This window comes from Streptomyces sp. NPDC127097 (assembly GCF_042724075.1).
In the GTDB taxonomy this organism is placed as follows: domain Bacteria; phylum Actinomycetota; class Actinomycetes; order Streptomycetales; family Streptomycetaceae; genus Streptomyces.
In genome coordinates, this window is sequence record NZ_JBHXFI010000054.1 from 32036 (window position 1) to 53096 (window position 21061).

The 21061-nt window shown below is 71.9% G+C and carries 21 protein-coding genes; 14 read left to right on the forward strand and 7 right to left on the reverse strand.

Going from position 1 to position 21061, the window contains the following annotated elements; all coding sequences use genetic code 11:
* Positions 1-92 precede the first annotated feature (92 nt).
* The 6 genes from ACFWJW_RS30325 (at position 93) to ACFWJW_RS30350 (ending at position 5282) form a co-directional block, all read left to right on the forward strand.
* Positions 93-869, forward strand: coding sequence for a metallophosphoesterase (locus ACFWJW_RS30325; protein WP_387247371.1), 777 nt, complete (start codon positions 93-95; stop codon positions 867-869).
* A gap of 177 nt (positions 870-1046) precedes the next feature.
* Positions 1047-1529 (forward strand): SRPBCC family protein, encoded by a 483-nt coding sequence (locus tag ACFWJW_RS30330; protein ID WP_387247372.1) that lies wholly within the window; start codon positions 1047-1049, stop codon positions 1527-1529.
* A 2-nt stretch (positions 1530-1531) separates the two neighbouring features.
* Positions 1532-2734, forward strand: coding sequence for an ArsA family ATPase (locus tag ACFWJW_RS30335; protein ID WP_387247373.1), 1203 nt, complete (start codon positions 1532-1534; stop codon positions 2732-2734).
* Between the two features lie 106 nt (positions 2735-2840).
* Positions 2841-3317 (forward strand): DUF5304 domain-containing protein, encoded by a 477-nt coding sequence (locus tag ACFWJW_RS30340; RefSeq protein WP_387247374.1) that lies wholly within the window; start codon positions 2841-2843, stop codon positions 3315-3317.
* Between the two features lie 122 nt (positions 3318-3439).
* Positions 3440-4381, forward strand: coding sequence for an ROK family glucokinase (locus ACFWJW_RS30345; protein ID WP_235467499.1), 942 nt, complete (start codon positions 3440-3442; stop codon positions 4379-4381).
* Positions 4382-4463: 82 nt separating this feature from the next.
* Positions 4464-5282: an endonuclease/exonuclease/phosphatase family protein gene (locus ACFWJW_RS30350; RefSeq protein ID WP_387247375.1), complete on the forward strand. Its 819-nt coding sequence runs from the start codon at positions 4464-4466 to the stop codon at positions 5280-5282.
* Position 5283: 1 nt separating this feature from the next.
* On the opposite strand, the gene ACFWJW_RS30355 is transcribed toward ACFWJW_RS30350, so the two are convergent.
* Together ACFWJW_RS30355 and ACFWJW_RS30360 are read right to left on the reverse strand one after the other, a co-directional pair.
* Positions 5284-5859 carry a hypothetical protein gene (locus ACFWJW_RS30355; protein ID WP_387247376.1) on the reverse strand — a complete coding sequence of 192 codons (576 nt, stop codon included), beginning with the start codon at positions 5857-5859 and terminating at the stop codon, positions 5284-5286.
* Positions 5846-6640, reverse strand: coding sequence for an alpha/beta hydrolase (locus tag ACFWJW_RS30360; RefSeq protein ID WP_387247377.1), 795 nt, complete (start codon positions 6638-6640; stop codon positions 5846-5848). Before ACFWJW_RS30360 ends, ACFWJW_RS30355 begins: the two co-directional genes overlap by 14 nt.
* Positions 6641-6800: 160 nt before the next feature.
* Here ACFWJW_RS30360 and ACFWJW_RS30365 point away from each other — a divergent pair, with 160 nt between their 5' ends.
* The 5 genes from ACFWJW_RS30365 (at position 6801) to ACFWJW_RS30385 (ending at position 12058) form a co-directional block, all read left to right on the forward strand.
* Positions 6801-7532, forward strand: a complete 732-nt coding sequence (locus tag ACFWJW_RS30365; protein ID WP_387247378.1) for a lysophospholipid acyltransferase family protein — start codon at positions 6801-6803, stop codon at positions 7530-7532.
* Between the two features lie 55 nt (positions 7533-7587).
* Complete coding sequence (gene macS / locus ACFWJW_RS30370) at positions 7588-8931, forward strand: MacS family sensor histidine kinase (protein WP_387247379.1); 1344 nt, start codon at positions 7588-7590, stop codon at positions 8929-8931.
* Positions 8932-8980: 49 nt separating this feature from the next.
* Positions 8981-9652, forward strand: coding sequence for a response regulator (locus ACFWJW_RS30375; RefSeq protein WP_387247380.1), 672 nt, complete (start codon positions 8981-8983; stop codon positions 9650-9652).
* A gap of 203 nt (positions 9653-9855) precedes the next feature.
* Positions 9856-10884, forward strand: coding sequence for a 6-phosphofructokinase (locus ACFWJW_RS30380; protein WP_387247381.1), 1029 nt, complete (start codon positions 9856-9858; stop codon positions 10882-10884).
* Between the two features lie 157 nt (positions 10885-11041).
* Positions 11042-12058 (forward strand): 2-hydroxyacid dehydrogenase, encoded by a 1017-nt coding sequence (locus ACFWJW_RS30385; protein WP_387247382.1) that lies wholly within the window; start codon positions 11042-11044, stop codon positions 12056-12058.
* Here the strand turns inward: ACFWJW_RS30385 and ACFWJW_RS30390 are convergent.
* Positions 12024-13988 (reverse strand): anthranilate synthase family protein, encoded by a 1965-nt coding sequence (locus ACFWJW_RS30390; protein ID WP_387247383.1) that lies wholly within the window; start codon positions 13986-13988, stop codon positions 12024-12026. The two genes, ACFWJW_RS30385 and ACFWJW_RS30390, sit on opposite strands and share 35 nt — an antisense overlap.
* 259 nt (positions 13989-14247) lie before the next feature.
* Between ACFWJW_RS30390 and ACFWJW_RS30395 the strand changes: the two genes are divergently transcribed.
* Both ACFWJW_RS30395 and ACFWJW_RS30400 read left to right on the forward strand, forming a co-directional pair.
* Positions 14248-15591 carry a class II 3-deoxy-7-phosphoheptulonate synthase gene (locus ACFWJW_RS30395; protein ID WP_387247390.1) on the forward strand — a complete coding sequence of 448 codons (1344 nt, stop codon included), beginning with the start codon at positions 14248-14250 and terminating at the stop codon, positions 15589-15591.
* A 172-nt stretch (positions 15592-15763) separates the two neighbouring features.
* A complete protein-coding gene (locus ACFWJW_RS30400; protein ID WP_387247384.1) occupies positions 15764-16018 on the forward strand; it encodes a bacterioferritin-associated ferredoxin in 255 nt (84 codons plus the stop codon).
* Positions 16019-16088: 70 nt separating this feature from the next.
* On the opposite strand, the gene bfr is transcribed toward ACFWJW_RS30400, so the two are convergent.
* Entirely contained in the window at positions 16089-16565 is a 477-nt protein-coding gene (gene bfr / locus ACFWJW_RS30405; RefSeq protein WP_018093517.1) for a bacterioferritin, read from the reverse strand.
* Between the two features lie 147 nt (positions 16566-16712).
* Here bfr and ACFWJW_RS30410 point away from each other — a divergent pair, with 147 nt between their 5' ends.
* On the forward strand, positions 16713-17345 hold the full coding sequence (locus ACFWJW_RS30410) for a sulfite oxidase-like oxidoreductase (RefSeq protein WP_387247385.1): 633 nt from the start codon (positions 16713-16715) through the stop codon (positions 17343-17345).
* A 46-nt stretch (positions 17346-17391) separates the two neighbouring features.
* On the opposite strand, the gene ACFWJW_RS30415 is transcribed toward ACFWJW_RS30410, so the two are convergent.
* From ACFWJW_RS30415 to pknB, 3 genes are all read right to left on the reverse strand, one after another.
* Complete coding sequence (locus tag ACFWJW_RS30415; RefSeq protein ID WP_387247386.1) at positions 17392-17907, reverse strand: DUF4396 domain-containing protein; 516 nt, start codon at positions 17905-17907, stop codon at positions 17392-17394.
* A gap of 40 nt (positions 17908-17947) precedes the next feature.
* A complete protein-coding gene (locus ACFWJW_RS30420; protein ID WP_387247387.1) occupies positions 17948-18847 on the reverse strand; it encodes a deoxyribonuclease IV in 900 nt (299 codons plus the stop codon).
* A 64-nt stretch (positions 18848-18911) separates the two neighbouring features.
* A complete protein-coding gene (gene pknB / locus ACFWJW_RS30425; RefSeq protein ID WP_387247388.1) occupies positions 18912-20891 on the reverse strand; it encodes a Stk1 family PASTA domain-containing Ser/Thr kinase in 1980 nt (659 codons plus the stop codon).
* Positions 20892-21061 lie beyond the last annotated feature (170 nt).

Sequence of the window (21061 nt, forward strand, 5' to 3'; positions counted from 1 at the left end):
GCAGACTAGACCAATGGGTAGGTGACCCGAAAGTAACTCCGGGTCCGGGGCCCCGTCTCCCGTCGGCCGCGCACGAGATCTAGGGTGACGCCATGCGTGTGCATGTGGTCAGTGACGTACATGGCAACAGCCGGGACCTCGCGGCGGCCGGAGCCGGCGCCGATGCCCTGGTCTGCCTCGGTGACCTGGTCCTTTTCCTTGACTATGCGGACCACTCGCGCGGCATCTTCCCCGACCTCTTCGGCGTCGCCAACGCGGACGCACTGGTCGAACTGCGCACCGCCCGCCGCTTCGAGGAGGCCCGCGCCCTGGGCCGCGAGCTGTGGGGCGCACTGGACCGTACGGGCGTGAGCCGGGAGTCGGTCATCGAGGGCGCGGTCCGCCGGCAGTACGCCGAACTCTTCGCCGCCTTCCCGGCTCCCACGTACGCCACCTACGGCAACGTCGACATACCGCGCCTGTGGCCCGAGTACGCCGGACCGGGCACCACCGTCCTGGACGGCCAGCGGGTGGAGATCGGCGGCCGGGTCTTCGGGTTCGTCGGCGGCGGCCTGACCACCCCCATGCGCACGCCCTACGAGATCAGCGACGAGGAGTACGCCGCCAAGATCGAGGCGGTCGGCGAGGTGGACGTGCTGTGCACCCATATCCCGCCCGACGTCCCCGAGCTCTGCTACGACACCGTCGCCCGCCGCTTCGAGCGCGGCAGCGCGGCCCTGCTGCACGCCATCCGCACCACCCGGCCGCGCTACTCCCTCTTCGGCCATGTGCACCAGCCGCTGGTCCGCCGGGCCCGGATCGGGGGCACGGAATGCGTCAATGTCGGCCACTTCAACGCGACCGGGACGCCCTATGTCCTGGAGTGGTGAGCCCGGACACCTCTGGTCGTGAGCCCGCAGGAGCGGGCCGGCCGGCCGCCCCGCCCCGTCGTTCCGGGCCTGCTGGTGTCCGCCCGCGTTCCCCCGCGCGGTAGCCTTCAGCAGCAGAGACACCGCGTTTCAGCAAGTCGGCGGACCGACATGAATCGGCATGGAGGAGTCACGGCGATGGCCGAACACACCAGCTCGAGCATCACGATCGAGGCGGCACCCGCCGAAGTGATGGGAGTGATCGCCGACTTTGACCGGTACCCGGAATGGACCGGAGAGGTCAAAGAGGCAGAGGTGCTCGCCAAGGACGACCGCGGCCGCGCCGAGCAGGTGCGCCTGCTGCTGGACGCCGGAGCGATCAAGGACGACCACACCCTCGCCTACACCTGGACCGGTGAGAACGAGGTCAGCTGGTCCCTGGTCAAGTCCCAGATGCTGCGCGCCCTCGACGGCTCCTACCGCCTCTCCGCGCTCGGCGACGGCGTGCGGACCGAGGTGACCTACCAGCTCACCGTCGACGTCAAGATCCCGATGCTCGGGATGATCAAGCGCAAGGCCGAGAAGGTCATCATCGACCGCGCGCTGGCCGGGCTGAAGAAGCGCGTCGAGAGCGGCCACGACGGCCCGCAGACGCCCGCCGACGAGGCCAAGAAGCTCTGAGCGTGCGCACCGTCCTCGTCACCGGCTCCGGCGGTGCGGGCCGCACCACGCTCGCCGCCGCGACCGCCCTGGCCGGCGCCCGCCGCGGCGAGCGGGCCCTGCTGCTCACCACGGGGAGCAGCGCACCGGAAACGGTGCTGGGCACGCCCCTCGGCGCCGACGCGCCCACGCCGATAGCCCCCGGTCTGCACGCCCGCCGTATCGACCCCGGCGACCGGTTCCGCCAGGAGTTCCTCGCGTTCCAGGAGCGCGCCGGCGCCGCCCTCGACCTGCTCGGCGCCGCCCCGCTCGACGAGGACGAACTCACCGAACTCCCCGGCTCCGAGGACTTCGCGCTGCTGCACGCGCTGCGCGCCGAACACGCCTCGGACGCCTGGGACCTCGTCGTCGTCGACATGCCCTCGGCCGCCGAAACGGTCCGGCTGCTCGCCCTGCCGGCCCAGGTGCGCCGCTATCTGCGCCGGCTGCTGCCGCCCGAGCGGCAGGCGGCCCGGGCGCTGCGCCCGGTGCTCGCCCAGCTGGCCGGCGTCCCGATGCCCGCCCAGAAGCTGTACGACGCCGCCGAGCGCTGGGAGACCGAACTCGCCGCCGTCCAGCGGACGATCGACGACCCCGGCACCTCCGTACGCCTGGTCACCGAGGCCGGTCCGGTCGCCGTCGCCACGCTGCGCAGCATCCGCGCCGGACTCGCGCTGCACGGCCGGCGCACCGACGGCGTGGTCGTCAACCGGCTGCTGCCCACCGGCTCGGCCGACCCGTTCCTCGCCGCGCTCTCCGGCAGCCAGCAGACCGCCCTCAAGGCGCTGCGCGAGGAGTTCCCCGACCTCCCCGTCCATGAGGTGCCGCACCTGGGCCGCGACCCCCAGGGCGTCGACGAGCTCGACGAGTTGATCGGCGGACCGGTGGGCGGGATCGGCGCGGCCGAGCCCGCCGACGGGCCGCACCCCGACCCCTGGACCGTCGAGGACCGGCTGGCCGCCGACGGCATCCTCGTCTGGCGGGTGCCGCTGCCCGGTGCCGAGCGCCGGGGCCTCGGCCTGGTGCGCCGCGGCGACGAGATCGTGGTCACCGTCGGCCGCTTCCGGCGGATCCGTACGCTCCCCTCCGCGCTGCGCCGCTGCACCGTCTCCGGCGCCGGACTGCGTGACGGCGCCCTGGAGATCCGCTTCACCCCGGATCCGGATCTGTGGCCCAAGAGCGACTGAACGCGCTACCACCGTTCGGGTAACGTCGAGGGTGGGCCCCGCCCCGACGTGCCCGTCCCGCACTGCTTCGCCGTACCGCCTCGCAGCAGGAGTCACGGAGTTCCCCATGAGTGATGCCACCGAGCGCCCCGCCGACCGCCAGGCCGAGTCCGATGCCGACGCCTGGGCGACCGCCTGCGCCGAGGACCTCGCGGCCGAGAAGGCCCGGCACCGCGCCGCCCACGGCCCGCAGCCGGGCAGCGCCGCCGAGGAACTGCGCAAGCTCGCGGAGGCGGTGACCGACAAGCTCGCCGGTATCCAGCTGCCCGGCGCGCTCGGCGGGATCGCCGCACAGGGCGCCGTCAACCAGCTGTTCAAGCAGGCCAAGGCGGCCGTCGAGCCGGTCATCGAGCGCAACCCCGATATCTTCGACCACCTCGCCGCGGCCGGCTCCGAGCTGCTCGCGGCCTACCGCTCCGCCGTCGAGGGCAGCGAGCGCCGCTGGACCCGTGAGGACCTCGGCGACCGGCCCGACGCCCGCCGCGAGGACGATCCGCGCGACGACGACGGCCCCACCGGCACCGAGCGGATCGACCTCGACTGAGCCCTCCGGGCCGCCGGTGTACGGGGGGTGTCCCCACCCCTACAGCCCGAAGAACGTGGGCGGCACCCCGGCCTCCGGTACGGTGGGTCCCGGCGGGGTTCGAGCGAAAAACTGAGGGACACATGGGACTCACCATCGGCGTCGACATCGGCGGCACGAAGATCGCGGCCGGCGTGGTCGACGAAGAGGGCTCGATCCTTGAGACGTGCCAGGTGCCGACTCCGCATGCCACCGATGCGCTGACCGAGGCCATCGCGGAGGCGGTACGCACCGTCGGCGCGGGCCATCGTGTCGAGGCCGTCGGCATCGGTGCCGCCGGCTATGTCGACGAGAAGCGCGCCACGGTCCTGTTCGCACCGAACATCGACTGGCGCCACGAACCGCTCAAGGACAAGGTCGAACAGCGCGTCGGCCTGCCCGTGGTGGTCGAGAACGACGCCAACGCGGCGGCCTGGGGCGAGTACAAGTTCGGCGCCGGCCAGGGGCACAGCGACGTCATCTGCATCACCCTCGGCACCGGCCTCGGCGGCGGCATCATCATCGGCAACAAGCTGCGCCGCGGCCGCTTCGGCGTCGCCGCGGAATTCGGGCACATCCGGGTCGTGCCGGACGGTCTGCTGTGCGGCTGCGGCAACCAGGGCTGCTGGGAGCAGTACGCCTCCGGCCGCGCCCTGCTGCGCTACGCCCGCCAGCGCGCCTTCGCCACCCCCGAGAACGCCCAGATCCTGCTGTCGCTCGGCGACGGCACCTCCGAGGGCATCCAGGGCCGGCACGTGAGCGAGGCCGCCCGCCAGGGTGACCCGGTCGCCATCGACTCGTTCCGCGAACTGGCCCGCTGGGCCGGCGCCGGGCTCGCCGACCTCGCCTCGCTCTTCGACCCGTCCGCGTTCATCGTCGGCGGCGGCGTCTCGGACGAGGGCGAACTGGTCCTGGAGCCGATCCGCAAGTCCTTCCGCCGCTGGCTGGTCGGCAACCAGTGGCGGCCGCACGCCCAGGTGCTCGCCGCCCAGCTCGGCGGCAAGGCCGGTCTGGTCGGCGCGGCCGACCTGGCGCGCCAGGGCTGACCGCCACCGGGCGCGCACGGCGCCCGCCCATCCGTACGGCACCGTCCGTCGCGCCCCGTGGGGGAGCGGCGGACGGTGCTCTATGTTGGCCCGCGTGACCCTCCCGGTGAGAGGACCTGCCGCCGTGATCTCGCTCCCCGCTTCCGCCACCGAGCCCGGCCCCGACGCCGGGGCATCAGGACACGGCGGTGCGGCCGTGATCCGGGTGCTCAGCTACAACATCCGCTCGCTGCGCGACGACCGGGCCGCACTGGCCCGGGTGATCCGGGCCTGCGCACCCGATCTCGTGCTGATCCAGGAGGCGCCGCGGTTCTTCCGCTGGCGCAAGGCCGCCGAGCGGCTGGCCCGCGCGGCCGGTCTGGTGTACGTCACCGGCGGCGGGACGACCGCGGGCCCGATGATCCTGTCCACCCTGCGCGCCCATGTGGAGCGTACGGAGGAGGTGCTGCTGCCCCGCACCCCCGGGCTGCACCAGCGCGGTTTCGCGATCGCCGTGGTCCGGATCGGCGGGGCCCGGCTCGGGGTGCTCAGCTGCCATCTCAGCCTCGCCGACCGGGAGCGCTACACGCAGGCGGGGCTGCTGCTGGAGCGGCTGGCCGCCCTGGACGTGCCGTACGCCGTCGCCGGGGGTGACCTCAACGACCGGCCGGCGGGCCGCAGCTTCCGGCGGCTGGCGGGGGCGCTCACGGACGCCTGGGCGGCCAAGCCGTGGGGCGGGGAGTTCACCTCCACGCCGCACGACCCGCATCAGCGGATCGACGCGATCTTCACCACGGCGGGCGTGGAGGTCCTGGGCTGCGGTGTGCCGCACGGGCTGGCAGGCGTACGGGAGGCCGACCTGCGGGCCGCCACGGATCATCTGCCGGTGCTGGCCGCACTGCGGGTGCCGGCCACCGGCTGACTCACACCACCGCGCCGCTGCCCGGCAGGTCGTTGTCGTCCTCGTCGTCGTCCTTCATCCGGGCCACCAGGGTGGCGAAGCCGCCGAGGAAGCCACCGATGCCCAGGACCGTGATCCACCACGTCACCGGCTGCTGGAGGAGCACCATGGCGACCAGCAGCAGCGGGCCGCCGATGACCGCGAGCCAGGCGAACTTGGCGGTGACATCGGCCTTCGGCAGCGGGGGCGGCTCGGGCGGGGTGAAGTGGCCCTCGTCGGTCTCGTCGAAGTCGTCGTCGGACGCCTCCGAGGGGGTCCAGTTGCGTGGGCCGACGCCCGGCGCGAAGACGACGAAGCTGCCCGGACGCGCGGCGTCGCCGGTGCCGTCCCCGGCTCCCTTGCCGTCCTTCCCCGCCGTGTCGGAGGGGGTGGCGCCCTCGGGCTTCTCGGCCGTGCCGTCCTTACCGGCCGCCTCGTCCGTCCCGTCGCCGTCGCCCGCGGGGAACGACGGCTGCTCGCCGTAGCCCGCCACGATCTCGGCCCAGGCGGCCTCCTCGTCCAGCGGGTCCCGGGGGTCGTGGGGGCTACGCTCCGCCACTGGCCGCCGTCCCCTCCTGCGCCGCGTCCGCCGCCTCCGGCGCGAGCCGGGCGATGAAGGCGAAGGTGTCCCGGAAGATCTGCTCGGCGTCGTGGTCCAGCGTCGCGACGTGGTAGCTGCGCTCCAGCAGCGTCTGGCGGACGTCGGTGGAGGAGACCCGGGCGAGGATCCGCTCGGAGTCCGCCGCCGGTACGACATGGTCCTGCGGGCTGGTCATCACCAGCAACGGCTGGGTGACGCCCGGGAGTTCGGAGTCGACCTGCCCGAAGAACCGGCGCAGCGAATGCGCGGCGTGCAGCGGCACCCGTTCGTAGCCGACCTCCTCGGCGCCGGGCTTGGCGATGTCGCTGACCACGCCCTTGGTGGTCCGTACGAGGTACCGCAGCACCGGGAGCAGCGGGGCGGCCGCGTCATGGAGCTTGTTGGCCGGGTTGACCACCGCCACCCCGCTGATCGCGTCGCCGTGCTTGGCGGCCAGCCGCAGCGCCAGCGCACCGCCCATCGACAGGCCGCAGACGAAGACCTTGGAGCAGCGCTCGGTCAGCGCGCGCAGCTCGCGGTCGACCTCGGCGTACCAGTCCTGCCACGTGGTGATCTGCATGTCCTGCCAGCGGGTGCCGTGACCGGGCAGCAGCGGGAGGGCGACCGTCAGTCCCCGGTCGGCCAGGTATTCGGCCCAGGGGCGGACGGACTGGGGGGAGCCGGTGAAGCCGTGGCACACGAGGACGCCGACCTCTCCGCCGTCACGGCGGAACGGCTCGGCTCCGGGAAGGAGCGGCACCGGGGGACTCCGATCGATGAGGGGCTGGCGAGTTACCTCAGGGTACGCAAAGTGACGGCAAGCGGGTAGGTCCGGCGGCGGCCGCGGCGCGAGTGCGCCACCGGGGCAGGTTAAGGTCTTTGCGTCACACACAGGAGGCAGTCGGTTGATCTACGGCGCAATGAAGTTTTCCATCGGCGGGTCGCTGAAGCTTGCCTTCAGGCCCTGGGTGGAAGGCATCGAGAACATCCCCGCCGAGGGTCCGGCGATCCTCGCGAGCAACCACCTGTCCTTCTCGGACTCCTTCTTCCTGCCCGCGGTGCTCGACCGCAAGGTCACGTTCATCGCCAAGTCCGAGTACTTCACCTCCCCGGGCGTCAAGGGCAAGCTGACCGCCGCGTTCTTCAAGGGCGTGGGCCAGCTGCCGGTCGACCGCTCGGGCGGCCGCGGCGCGGGCGAGGCGGCCATCAAGAGCGGTATCGAGGTCCTGGAGCGCGGTGAGCTGTTCGGCATCTACCCGGAGGGCACCCGCTCCCCGGACGGCCGGCTCTACCGCGGCAAGCCGGGCGGGCTGGCACGGGTGGCGCTGGCCACCGGCGCGCCGGTCATCCCCGTGGCGATGATCGACACCGAGAAGGTGCAGCCGCCGGGCAAGATCGTGCCGAAGATGATCCGGCCGGGCATCCGTATCGGCAAGCCGCTGGACTTCACCCGTTATCAGGGCATGGAGGGCGACCGCTTCATCCTGCGGTCGGTCACCGACGAGGTCATGTACGAGATCATGAAGCTGTCCGGCCAGGAGTACGTCGACATCTACGCGACCGCGGCCAAGCGGCAGATCGCCGAGGCGGCGAAGGCCGAGGCGAAGCAGCAGGCCGAGGCGGAGCAGGCCAGGAAGGCAGCCGCCGAATAGGCGGGCAGAGCCGAGTCCGGGCGCGGATGCGTCCGGCGACGGGGGGAAGCCGGCAATGACGGATGCGGAGATACGGGCCGTGCGCGGCGGCCCGGCGGCCAAGGGCAGGAGCAAACCGCCGAAGGTGCTGCGGATGTCCGTCGAGCTGCCGCTGTGGCGTGCGCTCACCGGCTACCGGATCCTGACCCTCGTCTACGCCCTGTGCCTGGTCGGGCTCGCCTACCCGGAGTACGAGCACCCGCTGGGCGCCGTCGCCTACATGGGCGCGCTCACCGTCTGGATGGTGCTGACCTGGCGCCGGACGACCTCCGCGGAGCGCTGCACCCGGCACTTCCTGCTCGGCGACCTCGGTTTCGCGGTCGGCGGCATCCTGCTCACCCCGCTGGTCGACACGCACGCCCGCATCATGGACGGGTCGCCGACGCTGCCCTCCATCTGGACGGCGGGCGCCGTCCTGGGCTTCGCGATCAAGGGCGGCTGGCGCTGGGCCGCGGTGGCGTCCAGCGCGGTGGCGGTGGCCAACCTCATCGAGCGCCAGGAGCCGGCCCGCGACACCGTCCACAACGTGGTGCTGGTGTGGGTGGCCAGCGTCGCCATCGGCTATGTCGTCGAGGTGGCCCGGGCCAGTGAGCGCACCCTCGCCCGTGCCCTCCAGATAGAGGCCGCGACCCGGGAGCGGGAGCGGCTGGCCCGCGACATCCATGACAGCGTGCTCCAGGTCCTGGCGATGGTGCAGCGGCGCGGCGCCGCGATCGGCGGCGAGGCGGCCGAACTGGGCCGGATGGCCGGGGAGCAGGAGGTCGCGCTGCGGACCCTGGTCGCCGGCGGGCTGGTGACGCCGCCGCGCGGGGGCGGGCCGGACGGTGCGGCGCCGACCGTGCCGCACCCGGCCGACGGGAGCGAGCCGGACGACGGCGACGCCGCCGCCCCGACCGCCCCGACCGCACCGGCCCCGGAGCCGGCCGGTGACGGGCCGTGCGACGTCCGGGCGTTGCTCGCGCCCTTCGCGGGGGCCGGGGTGACGTTCTCCGAGCCCGGTGCCCCGGTCGTGCTGCCGGCCGCCGCGGCGGCCGAGCTCGCGGCCGCTGTCAGTGCGGCGTTGGACAATGTGCGGGTGCACGCGGGGGACGGGGCCCGTGCCTGGATCCTGGTGGAGGACGAGCCGCGGGCGGTGATCGTGACGGTCCGCGACGACGGACCCGGGATTCCCGAGGGCCGGCTCGCGGACGCCGAGCGCGAGGGCCGGATGGGGGTGGCCCTGTCGATCCGCGGCCGGCTGCGGGACCTGGGCGGCGCCGCGGAGTGGGTCTCGGTCCCGGGCCAGGGCACGGAAGTGGAGTTGACGGTCCCCAAGGGCACGGCGCCCGAGGGCGGAAGGCGGGGGAAGGCGAGAGCGTGAGCGAGCACAGCACGGAGCGGGACGAGGCCGCGCGGGGCGGGGTGCCGGCATGAGCGAGCAGACGGCCCTGAAGGTCATGGTGGTCGACGACCACCCGATGTGGCGGGACGCGGTCGCGCGGGATCTGGCGGAGGCCGGGTTCGACGTGGTCGCGACGGCCGGTGACGGCCTCCAGGCGGTGCGCCGGGCGCAGGCCGCCGCGCCCGATGTGCTGGTCCTGGACCTCAATCTGCCGGGGCTGCCGGGCGTGCGGGTGTGCCAGGAGCTGGTCGGCGCCCGTCCGGAGCTGCGGGTGCTGGTGCTGTCCGCGAGCGGTGAGCACGCCGATGTCCTGGAAGCGGTCAAGTCCGGGGCGACCGGCTATCTGCTGAAGTCGGCGAGCACGGCGGAGCTGCTGGACGCCGTCCGGCGCACGGCCGCCGGCGATGCGGTGTTCACCCCGGGCCTGGCCGGTCTGGTGCTCGGCGAGTACCGCAGGCTGGCGACCGAGCCGGCCCCGGCCACGCCGGACGAGCCGGGCGCACCGCAGCTGACGGACCGGGAGACCGAGGTGCTGCGGCTGGTCGCCAAGGGACTCTCGTACAAGCAGATCGCCGAACGCCTGGTCATCTCGCACCGCACGGTGCAGAACCACGTCCAGAACACCCTCGGCAAGCTCCAGTTGCACAACCGCGTGGAGCTGGTGCGGTACGCCATCGAGCGCGGTCTCGACGAGGCGTGACCGGCGCGTTCACCGGCCGGACCGGTCGCGGCCGGCTGCGGTCCGCTCGTACGGGTGAACGCCTCGCCCCAACTCCCCGACAAATCACCGGCAGCACCGTTTGTCCCATCCCTGAGTGACCCAGATCACCATTAGCGTGACCGGGGTCGGATCGAACCCGGCCGTGTGCGTGCGGCCACTGACGGGATGTAGGTGAAGCAGCGATGCGGGTCGGAGTACTGACCGGCGGCGGCGACTGCCCGGGTCTGAACGCGGTGATCAGGGGCATCGTCCGCAAGGGCACCCAGGAGTACGGATACGAGTTCGTCGGCTTCCGGGACGGCTGGCGCGGGCCCATGGAAGGCGACACCGTGCCGCTGGACATCCCGGCGGTACGCGGCATCCTGCCGCGCGGCGGCACCGTCCTCGGCTCCTCGCGGACCAACCCCTTCAAGGAGAGCGACGGCGTCCGCCGGATCAAGGAGACGCTCACCAAGCACGAGATCGAGGCGCTGATCGCGATCGGCGGCGAGGACACCCTCGGCGTCGCCGCCCGGCTCTCCGAGGAATACGCCGTCCCCTGTGTCGGCGTCCCCAAGACCATCGACAACGATCTGTCGGCCACGGACTACACCTTCGGTTTCGACACCGCCGTCGGCGTCGCCACCGAAGCCATCGACCGGCTGCACACCACCGCCGAATCCCATATGCGGGTCCTGGTCGTCGAGGTGATGGGCCGGCACGCCGGCTGGATCGCGCTGCACTCCGGTCTCGCCGGCGGGGCGAACGTCATCCTCATCCCGGAGCAGCGCTTCGACATCGAGCAGGTCTGCCGCTGGATCGACTCCCGCTTCAAGGTCCGCTACGCCCCGATCGTGGTCGTCGCCGAGGGCGCGATGCCCAAGGACGGACAGATGGTGCTCAAGGACGACTCCACGGACTCCTTCGGGCATGTCCGGCTGTCCGGTGTGGGGGAGTGGCTGGCCAAGGAGATCGAGGCGCGGACGGGCAAGGAGGCACGGACGACGGTCCTCGGGCACACCCAGCGCGGCGGTACGCCGAGCGCCTTCGACCGCTGGCTGGCCACCCGCTTCGGGCTGCACGCCATCGACGCGGTGCACGACGGCGACTTCGGGACGATGGTCGCGCTGCGCGGCACGGACATCGTCCGGGTGCCGATCGCGGAGGCCACCGCCAAGCTGAAGACCGTCGACCCGGCGCTGTACGCCGAGGCCGGGGTGTTCTTCGGCTGAGCGCGGCCGAACGGGCCCGGCCGCCCACCGCTCCCGCCGCCCCGCATCCCGGGCGGCGTCGCCGGGCGAGGGGCCGTATATTCGCCGTACGCGGCATATCCGGCCTCTCGCTCACGGAGCGGGAGATTTCGAACCGGCGGAAGAACCGGGAGAGCTCGTGGAGATCGTCGCCTTCGGCGTGCAGACGGATGAGCAGCCGTTCCTGGAGCGGGCCTTCGCCGGCCGTCACCAGGTCCGCAGCCTGGATGTCTTCCTCAACCGCGACACCGCCCCCATCGCCCGCGGATACGAGATCGTCAGCTCCAGCGTCAACGCCGACCTGGGCGCGGACGTGCTCCAGACCCTGGCGGCCGGCGGGACGAAGATGATCGCCCAGCGCTCCACCGGCTTCAACAACATCGATCTGGAGGCCGCGGCCGACCTCGGGATGAGCGTCGGCCGGGTCGCCCACTACTCGCCGCACGCGGTCGCCGAATTCGCCTGGGCGCTGGCGCTGGCCGTCGAGCGGCGGCTCCTCCGGGCCACCAACCGCACCCGTAACTTCGACTTCCGGCTGGACGGCCTGATGGGCCGCGATCTGCGCGGGCGTACGGCGGGGGTGCTCGGCACCGGCAGGATCGGCACGGCCTTCACCCGGATCGCCCATGGCTTCGGCATGAACCTGCTGGGCTGGGACCGCACCGAGAACCCGCACTGTGTCGAGCTCGGCATGAAGTACGTCGCCCGGGAGCGGCTGTTCGCCGAGGCGGATCTGGTCAGCCTGCACCTCCCGCTGGTGGACGAGACCCGGCATCTCGTCGACGCCGCCGCGCTGGCCGCGATGAAGGACGACGCGATCCTGATCAACACCAGCCGCGGCGGGCTGGTCGACACCGTGGCCCTGGTCGACACGCTCAAGGCCGGCCGGCTCACCGGCGTCGGCCTGGACGTCTACGAGGAGGAGGCCGCGTTCTTCTTCTTCGACAAGTCCCTGGACATCATCAGCGACGACACCCTCGCCCGCCTGATGACCTTCGGGAACGTGCTGGTCACCTCGCACCAGGCGTACTTCACCCAGGACGCGGTGGGCCAGATCATCGAGGCCACCGTGGCCAACGTCGAGGACTACCTGGCCCACCGCACCAACGAGAACATGCTGGTCACACGAGGACAGCTGCCAAAAGCTGCGCCGTGACCGCGGCGCCGTCCAGGGTCAGCACCGACTCCGGGTGGAACTGCACCCCCGCGAAGCCCGGACCGCGCAGGGCGTGCACCTCGCCGGTGGCCGCGTCCCGGCTCAACTCCACGCGGTGCATCGCCAGTTCGGCCGCGGTGGTGTCGTCGCAGCGGGCCGTGAAGGTGTTGTAGAAACCGACCGTCTCCTCGCGCCCGAAGAACTCGATCCGCTCCTGCGCGCCCTGGAACGGCACCTCCTTGCGGATAATCTCCAACCCCAGCTCCGCGGCGAGGAGTTCGTGGCCGAGGCAGACCCCCAAGAGACCGTGGCGGTGCCCGGCGACCAGCTCGGCGGTCAGCGACCGCAGGAAGCGCATCTTGGGGTCGGCGGCGTCCGACGGATCGCCCGGCCCCGGGCCCAGCACCACCGGGCCCCGGTGCGCCCGGGCGGCCGCGCGCAGCCCCGGCTCGTCGAAGCGGCGCACGGTGACGGTCAGCCCCGAGGTGCGCAGCAGATGCGCCAGCATCGCGGTGAAGGTGTCCTCCGCGTCGATGACCAGGGCGTGCCCGCTCAGCTCGGCGGTGGGCGCGGTGGTCTGCATCCGCAGCCAGAACGGCGCCAGATCGGCCCGGCGGGCGTCCAGCGCGGCCCGCACCCGCGGGTCGTCGGCCAGCCGCGGCGGCCGCCCCCCGTCCGCCGGGCGCGCGGGTGCCGGCCGCGCTGGACGCACCCCCAGGGCGCTCAGCACCCCCGCGGCCTTGGCGTGGGTCTCGGCGACCTCGCCGTGCGGGTCGGAGCCGCGCACGAGGGTGGCGCCGACCGGCACCCGCAGCCGCCCGCCGGCGGAGATGTCGGCGGTACGGATCAGGATCGGCGAGTCCAGTGTCTGCGCGCCGCCGGTGTCCCGCCCGATCAGCGCCAGCGCCCCCGCGTAGTAGCCGCGCCCCCGGCCGTCGGCGTCCACCGGCTCGTGCCGCTCGATCACCCGGCAGGCGTTCTGCACCGGCGACCCGGTGACCGTCGCCGCGAACATCGTCTCCCGGAGCACCTCGCGCACATCGAGGGTGGACCGGCCGCGCAGCTCGTACTCGGTGTGCGCGAGATGCGCCATCTCCTTGAGCCGGGGCCCGATCACCACACCGCCCTTGTCGCCGACGGTGCACATCATCTTCAGCTCCTCGTCCACCACCATGGACAGCTCCTCGACCTCCTTGCGGTCGTCGAGGAACGCCAGCAGGCTCTCGGCGGTGGGGCCGCCCTCCGGGTAGCGGTAGGTGCCGCTGATCGGATTCATCACGACCGTCTCCCCGGACATCCGGACATGCACCTCGGGGCTGGCGCCGACCAGCGTGCGCACCCCCGGGAGGTGCACCACATACGTCCAGTACGCGCCGCGCTCACCGGCCAGCAGCCGCCGGAACAGCGCCAGCGCGTCGGCCGCCGAGAAGTCCGCGATCTCGCCCCTGAACGTCCGGCGGATGACGAAGTTCGCGCCCTCGCCGCTGCCGATCTCGTCCCGCACCACCCGCCCGACGATCCCGGCGTAGGCGTCGTCGTCCACATCGAACGCCCCGTCCGTCACCCGCACGTCATGGGCGGGCAGCGCCGCGAGGAGGTCGTCAAGGGGCAGCTCGGCGGTCTCCCGCGGGCGCAGCACGGCCAGCGGGGTGCCGTCGTCATGGGCCTGGAAGCCGCGCTCGCGGATCTGCCGGAACGGGATCAGCGCGAGCGCGTCGGTCACCGGCGCGTCCGGCACGCCCTCGCCCAGCGGGATGTCCGCCAGCCGCTCGACCTCCGTCACCTCGCCGGTCAGCACCTCGACGGTGGGGGCGGCGGCTTCCCGCCCCGGGGTACGGCGGTGCAGCAGGGCGAACGGCGGGCAGGCGGGGTCGAGCAGCCGCTGGACGAGCGCGGCGGCGCCGGTGGGGGCGGGGGGCTCGCGGTGCATGGCGGGGGTTCCTTCCAGGAGGGGAGGAACGGCCGCCGGAAAAGGCTGAAGGCCGCCCCTCGGGCGGCCTTCGCGAAGTGTGGGATGTGCGCGCGAATCAGTGGGCCGCCGGATGAGCGGTCCACCACCAGTTGCTGTTCATCGCAGGTCGCGTGCACATGGGGGGCACCCTACCGGACCCTTCGAGTGCGGTGCGTCTCAAAGTCCGGATGCCGGGACGGACAGTCTGCCGGGACCCCGTAATGTGGGGCTTGTGACCGTGAACGCTGAAACCCACGCCGGTGGCAACACCTGGCACGACCTGCCCGCGGCGCAGCAGCCTGACTGGCCGGACCAAGAGGCTCTGCGCGATGTGATCGCGGAGCTCGAGTCCTATCCGCCGCTCGTCTTCGCGGGCGAGTGCGACCAGCTGCGCGAGCGCCTGGGAGCGGTCGCCCGTGGTGAGGCGTTCCTGCTTCAGGGCGGCGACTGCGCGGAGGCATTCGACGCCGTATCCGCCGAGCACATCCGTAACAAGCTCAAGACGCTCCTTCAGATGGGCGCCGTCCTGACCTACGCCGGGTCCGTCCCGGTGGTCAAGGTCGGCCGGATCGCCGGCCAGTACAGCAAGCCGCGCTCCAAGCCCACCGAGACGCGCGACGGGGTGACGCTGCCGACCTACCGCGGCGACTCCGTCAACGGCTTCGAGTTCACCGAAGCGGCCCGGATCCCGGACCCGCAGCGGCTGAAGCGGATGTACCACGCCTCCGCGGCGACCCTGAACCTCGTGCGCGCCTTCACCACCGGCGGCTACGCCGACCTGCGGCAGGTGCACGCCTGGAACCAGGACTTCGTGAAGTCCTCGCCCTCCGGACAGCGCTACGAGGCGCTGGCCCGCGAGATCGACCGCGCGATGAACTTCATGAACGCCTGCGGGGTCAACCCGGAGGAGTTCCGCACCGTCGAGTTCTACGCCTCCCACGAGGCGCTGGTCCTCGACTACGAGTCCTCGCTGACCCGCGTCGACTCGCGCACCGGCAACCTCTACGACGTCTCCGGCCACATGGTCTGGATCGGCGAGCGCACCCGTCAGCTGGACGGTGCGCACATCGAGTTCGCCTCGCGGATCCGCAACCCCATCGGCGTCAAGCTCGGCCCGACGACCACCGCGCAGGACGCGCTGACGCTCATCGAGCGCCTCGACCCGGAGCGGGAGCCGGGCCGGCTGACCTTCATCACCCGCATGGGAGCGGACAAGATCCGCGACAAGCTCCCCGAGCTGGTCGAGAAGGTCACCGCCTCCGGCGCGCAGGTCGCCTGGATCTGCGACCCGATGCACGGCAACACCTTCGAGGCCGCCTCCGGTCACAAGACCCGGCGCTTCGACGATGTGCTGGACGAGGTCAAGGGCTTCTTCGAGGTCCACAAGAGCCTCGGCACGCACCCGGGCGGCATCCACGTCGAGCTCACCGGTGACGATGTCACCGAGTGCGTGGGCGGCGGCGACGAGATCTTCGTCGACGACCTCCACCAGCGCTACGAGACCGCCTGCGACCCGCGGCTCAACCGCAGCCAGTCGCTCGACCTGGCGTTCCTGGTGGCGGAGATGTACCGCGATCAGTGAGGCGATCGGCCGCTGACCTGCACCGACGGTCAGGGACATAGCAGAGGTGGGGCGTGGATCCTGTGATCCGCGCCCCACTGCGTTGTGCAGCCCCGGCCGGGCCAGGTAAGGTAAGGGTTACCTCACTCAAGATCACCCGGATCGGTGGGGCACCCCACCGGAGGTGAACCGCGTGTACGTCTGCTCTTGCTTCGGGATCACCGAGAAGCAGGTCCGCGAGCACGCGGACACGGGCGCCTGCACGCCCCGCCAGATCGCCTCCGCCTGCAAGGCCGGCACCGACTGCGGCGGCTGTGTGCGCCGTATCCAGTCGCTGCTCGGGCGCGGGGACTGCCCGCGCCGGGAGCTCATCGACAGCGGCGCGCCCGAGCCGCTGGCCGCGGAGGCGGGCGCAGTGGCGCCCGCGGCGCTTTCGGAGGCCGCGTAGCCCTCAGGGCCGCGGGTGATCTGCCCGGGCCGGTCGCGCCACCGCGGAGAGCGGGCATCCGGCCGCTCGCTCAGCTCGGCTGCTCGATGACCTGGGCGATGTAGAGCGCTTCCCCGAGCTTCTCGATCAGTTCCAGCTGGGTGTCGAGATAGTCGATGTGGTGCTCCTCGTCCGCGAGGATGTCCTCGAAGATATTCGCCGACGTGATGTCGCCCTTGTTGCGCATGAGCTCGATACCGCGCTTGAGCCGGTCGATGGCCTCGACCTCGATCTGCCGGTCGGCCTGGAACATCTCGGTGACGGTCTGACCCACCCGGACATGGAACAGCCGCTGGTAATTCGGCAGGCCGTCGAGGAAGAGAATCCGGTCCGTGAGGATCTCCGCGTGCTTCATCTCGTCGAAGGACTCGGAGCGGGTGTACTTCGCGAGCTTCGTCCAGCCGAAGTTCTCCTGCATCTTGGCGTGCAGGAAGTACTGGTTGATCGCGGTCAGCTCGGCGGTCAGCTGCTCGTTGAGGAATTCGATGACCTCAGGGTCGCCCTGCATGTCAGCGGGCTCCTTCCACGCGAGAACTGGGCAGGTGCCGCGCATCCTCGCACCGCCCGGAGTGAGGCGTCCAGTAAGTGCATGCTTAGTGCGAGTTGCCCGAATCTCTCCCTCCCTGGTCATCGGCACCCCTTCCGGTCTGACAACATGGAGGGCATGGGTCAGCCGGAAAGCCGCGAAGAGGAGCCTGTTGAGCTGCCTCCGGGGCAGCGGCTCCAGCGGGGCTGGCCGGTCACGCATTACGGGCCGGTGCCGAAGTTCCGCGCCGACCGCTGGGAGTTCCGGGCATTCGGCGCCACCGCCGACGGGGCGAAACACTGCTGGTCGCACGAGGAATTCACGGCGCTGCCGTACAGCACGGTCGTCGCGGATATGCACTGCGTGACGAAATTCAGCATGCTGGGAGCCGAATGGGGTGGGGTGCGCACCCGGACAATCCTGGAGCTGGCGCCACCGGCACCCGATGCCACCCATGTCATGGTGTGGGCCGAGTACGGCTTCAGTTCGAATGTGCGGATCGAGGATTTCGCCGCGGAGAACTGCCTCTTCGCCACCCATCGCTCCGGTGAACTCCTCACCGCGGAGCACGGATTCCCGGTCCGGCTGATCGTGCCGCATCTGTACGCCTGGAAAGGGCCCAAATGGGTCCGCGGTATCGAATACATGCGGGCCGACCGCCGCGGCTTCTGGGAGGAACGCGGCTATCACAACCTGGGCGACCCGTGGCGGGAGCAGCGCTACTCGTACCAGGAAGAGCCCGGCGACGGCCCCGAGCTCTGAGCCGTGGCCCCCGGGACGGGTTTCCGTGACCCGGCGGGCTCCGTGATCAGTGGTGGTAGCGGTGCACCACCGCATGCCCCATGCCACGGCCGATCATCCACTTGTTGACCGGCGTGGTCACCACGAAGGCGAGCACCAGGGACGCGGCCAGGGCGCCCCAGAACAGGGCGTCCGAGAGCTGGGCGTCCATGGCGCTCGGCCACAGCACGATCACACCGTTGTCGATCAGCTCCATGACCGCGATGGAGAGCGTGTCGGCGGCCAGCGCGACCCGGAGCGCCGCCCGGAGGCCGACGCCCGCCGCCAGCACGCCGCGCACGGTGAGCGCATAGCCGAAGACGAAGGCCAGCACGATCGCCAGAATCATCGTCGGGACGTTGTGCCAGCTCAGCGCCGTGCCGATCACCATGCCGAGGATCTCGCCGAGGGCACAGCCGGTCAGACAGTGCAGGGTCGCCCGGGCGGCCGGCCCCCAGCCGGCCGGGCCGGAGGTGGCGTGCGGGGCGGCCGGGGCGCGGGTGTCGGGTGCGGCTGCCCCGTGCTCGTGCGGTGCCTGCTCCATGAAAACCCCCAACGCGAGGCAGTGGTCCCGGCCGACGGGCTCAGGGCGCGCGCAGCTCCTTGAGCCGGGCCACGTCCGCCGCATGGCCCTCCTTGCCGCCCGGTGTCTCGACGACCAGCGGCACCCCGGCCGTCGCCGGATGGACGAACAGTTCGCCGAACGGCTCCGCGCCGATGTGCCCCGCGCCGATGTTCTCGTGCCTGTCCTTGTGGGCGCCGGCCACGTCCTTGGAGTCATTGGCGTGGATCAGCTTCAGCCGGCCCTCGCCGGTGACCTCCACCAGCTCGTCCAGCAGCGCCTTCATCCCGCCGGGCGCCGCCATGTCGTGCCCGGCGGCGAACGCATGGCAGGTGTCGAGGCAGACCCCCAGCTTGGGATGCCGGTCCAGCGCGTCGAAATACGGACCGAGGTCCTCGGCCCGCGCGCACAGCGACGCGCCCTGCCCGGCCGTCGGCTCCAGCAGCAGCCAGGGGTCGTCGGGATGCGTCAGCTCGTCGAGCAGCGGCCGCATCCGCTCCCTGACCTGCGCCATCGCCACCGCACGGGCCCGTCCGCCGGTCGCCGAGCCGGTGTGCACGACCACCCCGAGCGCCCCGATCTCCCGGCCGCGGCGCAGGGAGTGGCGCAGCGACGCCACGGACTTCTCGACGGTTGCCTCGGTGTGCGAACCGAAGTTGATCAGATACGGCGCATGGACGTACGCCGGAATCCCCTGCTGCGCACAGGCCGCCCGGAACGCCTCGTCCTGCTCGGGGTTGCCGGGGAGCGTCGCCCAGCCGCGCGGATTGGCCACGAAGACCTGCACGACCTCGTCGCCCATCTCCTGGGCGTACGGAATGCCGGTCTTCGCCAGACCGCCGGCCACCGGCACATGACCGCCGACCGGATTACGGGCACGGGCGCGCTGCCCGTCACTCTTCAAGGAGGGGGAGGTACTCACCCTCCCAGGGTGCCAGGTGCGGCGGGGCCGCCGTCCGCCGGACCGCGCGGCCCCGCCGCACCGGCTACAGCGCGCCCTTCATCTTGATGGTGATCGTGCCGCCCTTCGGCGCCTTCTTGCCTGCCTCCACGGACTGCGAGTCGACCTCGTCCTGCGGGAACAGGAACGGCTTGTCCACCTCGACCTGGAAGCCGAGATCCGTCAGTTGCTTCTTGGCGTCCTCTTCGTTCTTGCCGGTGACATCCGGGACCGGGACCATCTCCGGGCCCTTGGACAGCGTGAGGGTGACCGTGTCGCCCTTGCCCAGCTTCTTGCCCTCGGCCGGCGTCTGCCGGGCGACGGTGCCCTTGTCCTGGGTGGAGAAGACCGGCTCGTCGGCGAAGCGCACCCGCAGGCCCGCCGCCCGCAGCGTCTCGGCGGCGTCCGCCCGCTCGCTGCCGAGCACACCGGGCACCTGGACCTCGGCGCCCCGGCTGATGGTCAGCCCCACCGCCGTATCGGGATGCCGCTTGCTGCCCGCGGCCGGGTCCGTACGGATCACCGAGCCCCTGGCCACATCGTCGCTGAATTCACGCCGCTCGGTGCCCGGCCTCAGCCCGAGGTCGCGCAGCTTGCGCTTGGCGTCCGCGACCGGGGTGCCGGACAGGTCCGGGACGGCGACGATGTTCGGGCCCCGGGAAACGGTGATCGTGACCGTGCCCGTCCCCCGGATCTGCTTGCCGGTGGCCGGGTGCGTCTTCATCACATGGCCGCGGTCCACGTTCGCGCTGAAGTCGCGCACCACCTTCACGTCCAGCCCCTCGTCCCGCAGCGTTCGCTCGGCCTTGGCCTGCGGCATGTCCAGCACCGCCGGGACGCTGGTGAACTGGCCGGAGTTGATGTACCAGACCCCCGTGCCGACCCCGAGGAGCAGCAGCACCGCCGCGATGACCGTGGCCAGCTTGCGCCGCTGGAGCAGCCCGCGACGGGGCTCCTCGGGCGCCGGCACCGGACGCAGCCGGGTCGTCTGCTCCGACGGCGGCACCTCCAGCCGGCTGGTGCGGTTCAGCTCCGCCTCGTCCGTCCCCGGCAGCGGCGGCTGTACGCCCTCGACGCGGGGTATCACGTCCGTACGCTCCGAGCCGTCGCCCACCCCGGCGCCGAGGCCGCCCGCGGGCACCTCGTGGGCCTGCGGCGGCACGACATCCAGCTGGGCGTCGGTCAGCTGCGCACGGGCCTCCTGCGCCCGGGACAGCAGCGCCACCGCGTCCTGCGGGCGCTGCTGCGGATCACGGGCACAGGCCAGCTCCACCAGCTCGTCCAGCTGCGGCGCGAGACCGGGCACCAGCCCAGAAGGCGGCAGCACGTCCTCGTGCAGGTGCTGGTAGAGGATCTGCGCCACGGAGCCGCCGTTGTGCGGCTTGCCGCCGGTCAGCATCTCGTAGAGCACCACACCACAGGCGTAGACATCGACCCGGGCGTCCGCGGTGCCGTGCTCCATCTGCTCCGGGGCGAGATACGAGACGGTCCCCAGGACCGATCCCGTCGAGGCGGTGGTGTGCGTGTCCACCGCCCGCACCAGCCCGAAGTCGGCCACCTTCACCCGGCCGTCATCGCCGATCAGGACGTTCTCCGGCTTCATGTCGCGGTGCACCAGACCGGCGCGGTGCGCGGCCCCCAGAGCGGCCAGGATCGGCTCCAGGACGTCCAGCGCGGCCCGCGGCTGGAGGGCGCCGCGCTCGCGCAGCACATCGCGCAGCGTGCAGCCGGCGACGTACTCCATCGCCAGATAGACGTACGTCCCGTCCGTGCCCTGATCGAAGACGCCCACCACATTCGGATGCGACAGCCGCGCCACGGACTTCGCCTCGCGGATGAAGCGGTCGACGAACGCCCCGTCCGTCGCAAGTGTCGGGTGCATCACCTTCAGCGCGAGCAGACGGTCCAGCCGGGTGTCCATGGCTTGGTAGACCGTAGCCATACCCCCTGCGGCGATGCGCGCCTGGACGCGGTAGCGGCCGTCGAGCAGCTGACCCACTAGGGGGTCCTGAAGGGTCGTATCCACGGCAAACGAGTGTATGGCCTATTCCCACGTGGTCGCCCGTCCCGCCGGTCCGCTGCGCTTTGCTGCCTTCCCACGTTTTCGGCTGTCCCGCCCGGGGGGGGTGGGGCGGGCGCCACACCCCCCCCGGCGGCAGGGGCGAGTTACAAAAAAAAAGCCCCCACCCCGCGAGC

Coding starts and splice junctions, on each gene's coding strand:
- macS (WP_387247379.1), top strand. CDS start 7,588: ATGACGGATGCGGAGATACGGGCCGTGCGCGGCGGCCCGGCGGCCAAG.
- ACFWJW_RS30345 (WP_235467499.1), top strand. CDS start 3,440: ATGGGACTCACCATCGGCGTCGACATCGGCGGCACGAAGATCGCGGCC.
- ACFWJW_RS30365 (WP_387247378.1), top strand. CDS start 6,801: ATGAAGTTTTCCATCGGCGGGTCGCTGAAGCTTGCCTTCAGGCCCTGG.
- ACFWJW_RS30415 (WP_387247386.1), bottom strand. CDS start 17,907: ATGGAGCAGGCACCGCACGAGCACGGGGCAGCCGCACCCGACACCCGC.
- ACFWJW_RS30380 (WP_387247381.1), top strand. CDS start 9,856: ATGCGGGTCGGAGTACTGACCGGCGGCGGCGACTGCCCGGGTCTGAAC.
- bfr (WP_018093517.1), bottom strand. CDS start 16,565: ATGCAGGGCGACCCTGAGGTCATCGAATTCCTCAACGAGCAGCTGACC.
- ACFWJW_RS30375 (WP_387247380.1), top strand. CDS start 8,981: ATGAGCGAGCAGACGGCCCTGAAGGTCATGGTGGTCGACGACCACCCG.
- ACFWJW_RS30350 (WP_387247375.1), top strand. CDS start 4,464: ATGTTGGCCCGCGTGACCCTCCCGGTGAGAGGACCTGCCGCCGTGATC.
- ACFWJW_RS30330 (WP_387247372.1), top strand. CDS start 1,047: ATGGCCGAACACACCAGCTCGAGCATCACGATCGAGGCGGCACCCGCC.
- ACFWJW_RS30325 (WP_387247371.1), top strand. CDS start 93: ATGCGTGTGCATGTGGTCAGTGACGTACATGGCAACAGCCGGGACCTC.
- ACFWJW_RS30410 (WP_387247385.1), top strand. CDS start 16,713: ATGGAGGGCATGGGTCAGCCGGAAAGCCGCGAAGAGGAGCCTGTTGAG.
- ACFWJW_RS30390 (WP_387247383.1), bottom strand. CDS start 13,988: ATGCACCGCGAGCCCCCCGCCCCCACCGGCGCCGCCGCGCTCGTCCAG.
- ACFWJW_RS30340 (WP_387247374.1), top strand. CDS start 2,841: ATGAGTGATGCCACCGAGCGCCCCGCCGACCGCCAGGCCGAGTCCGAT.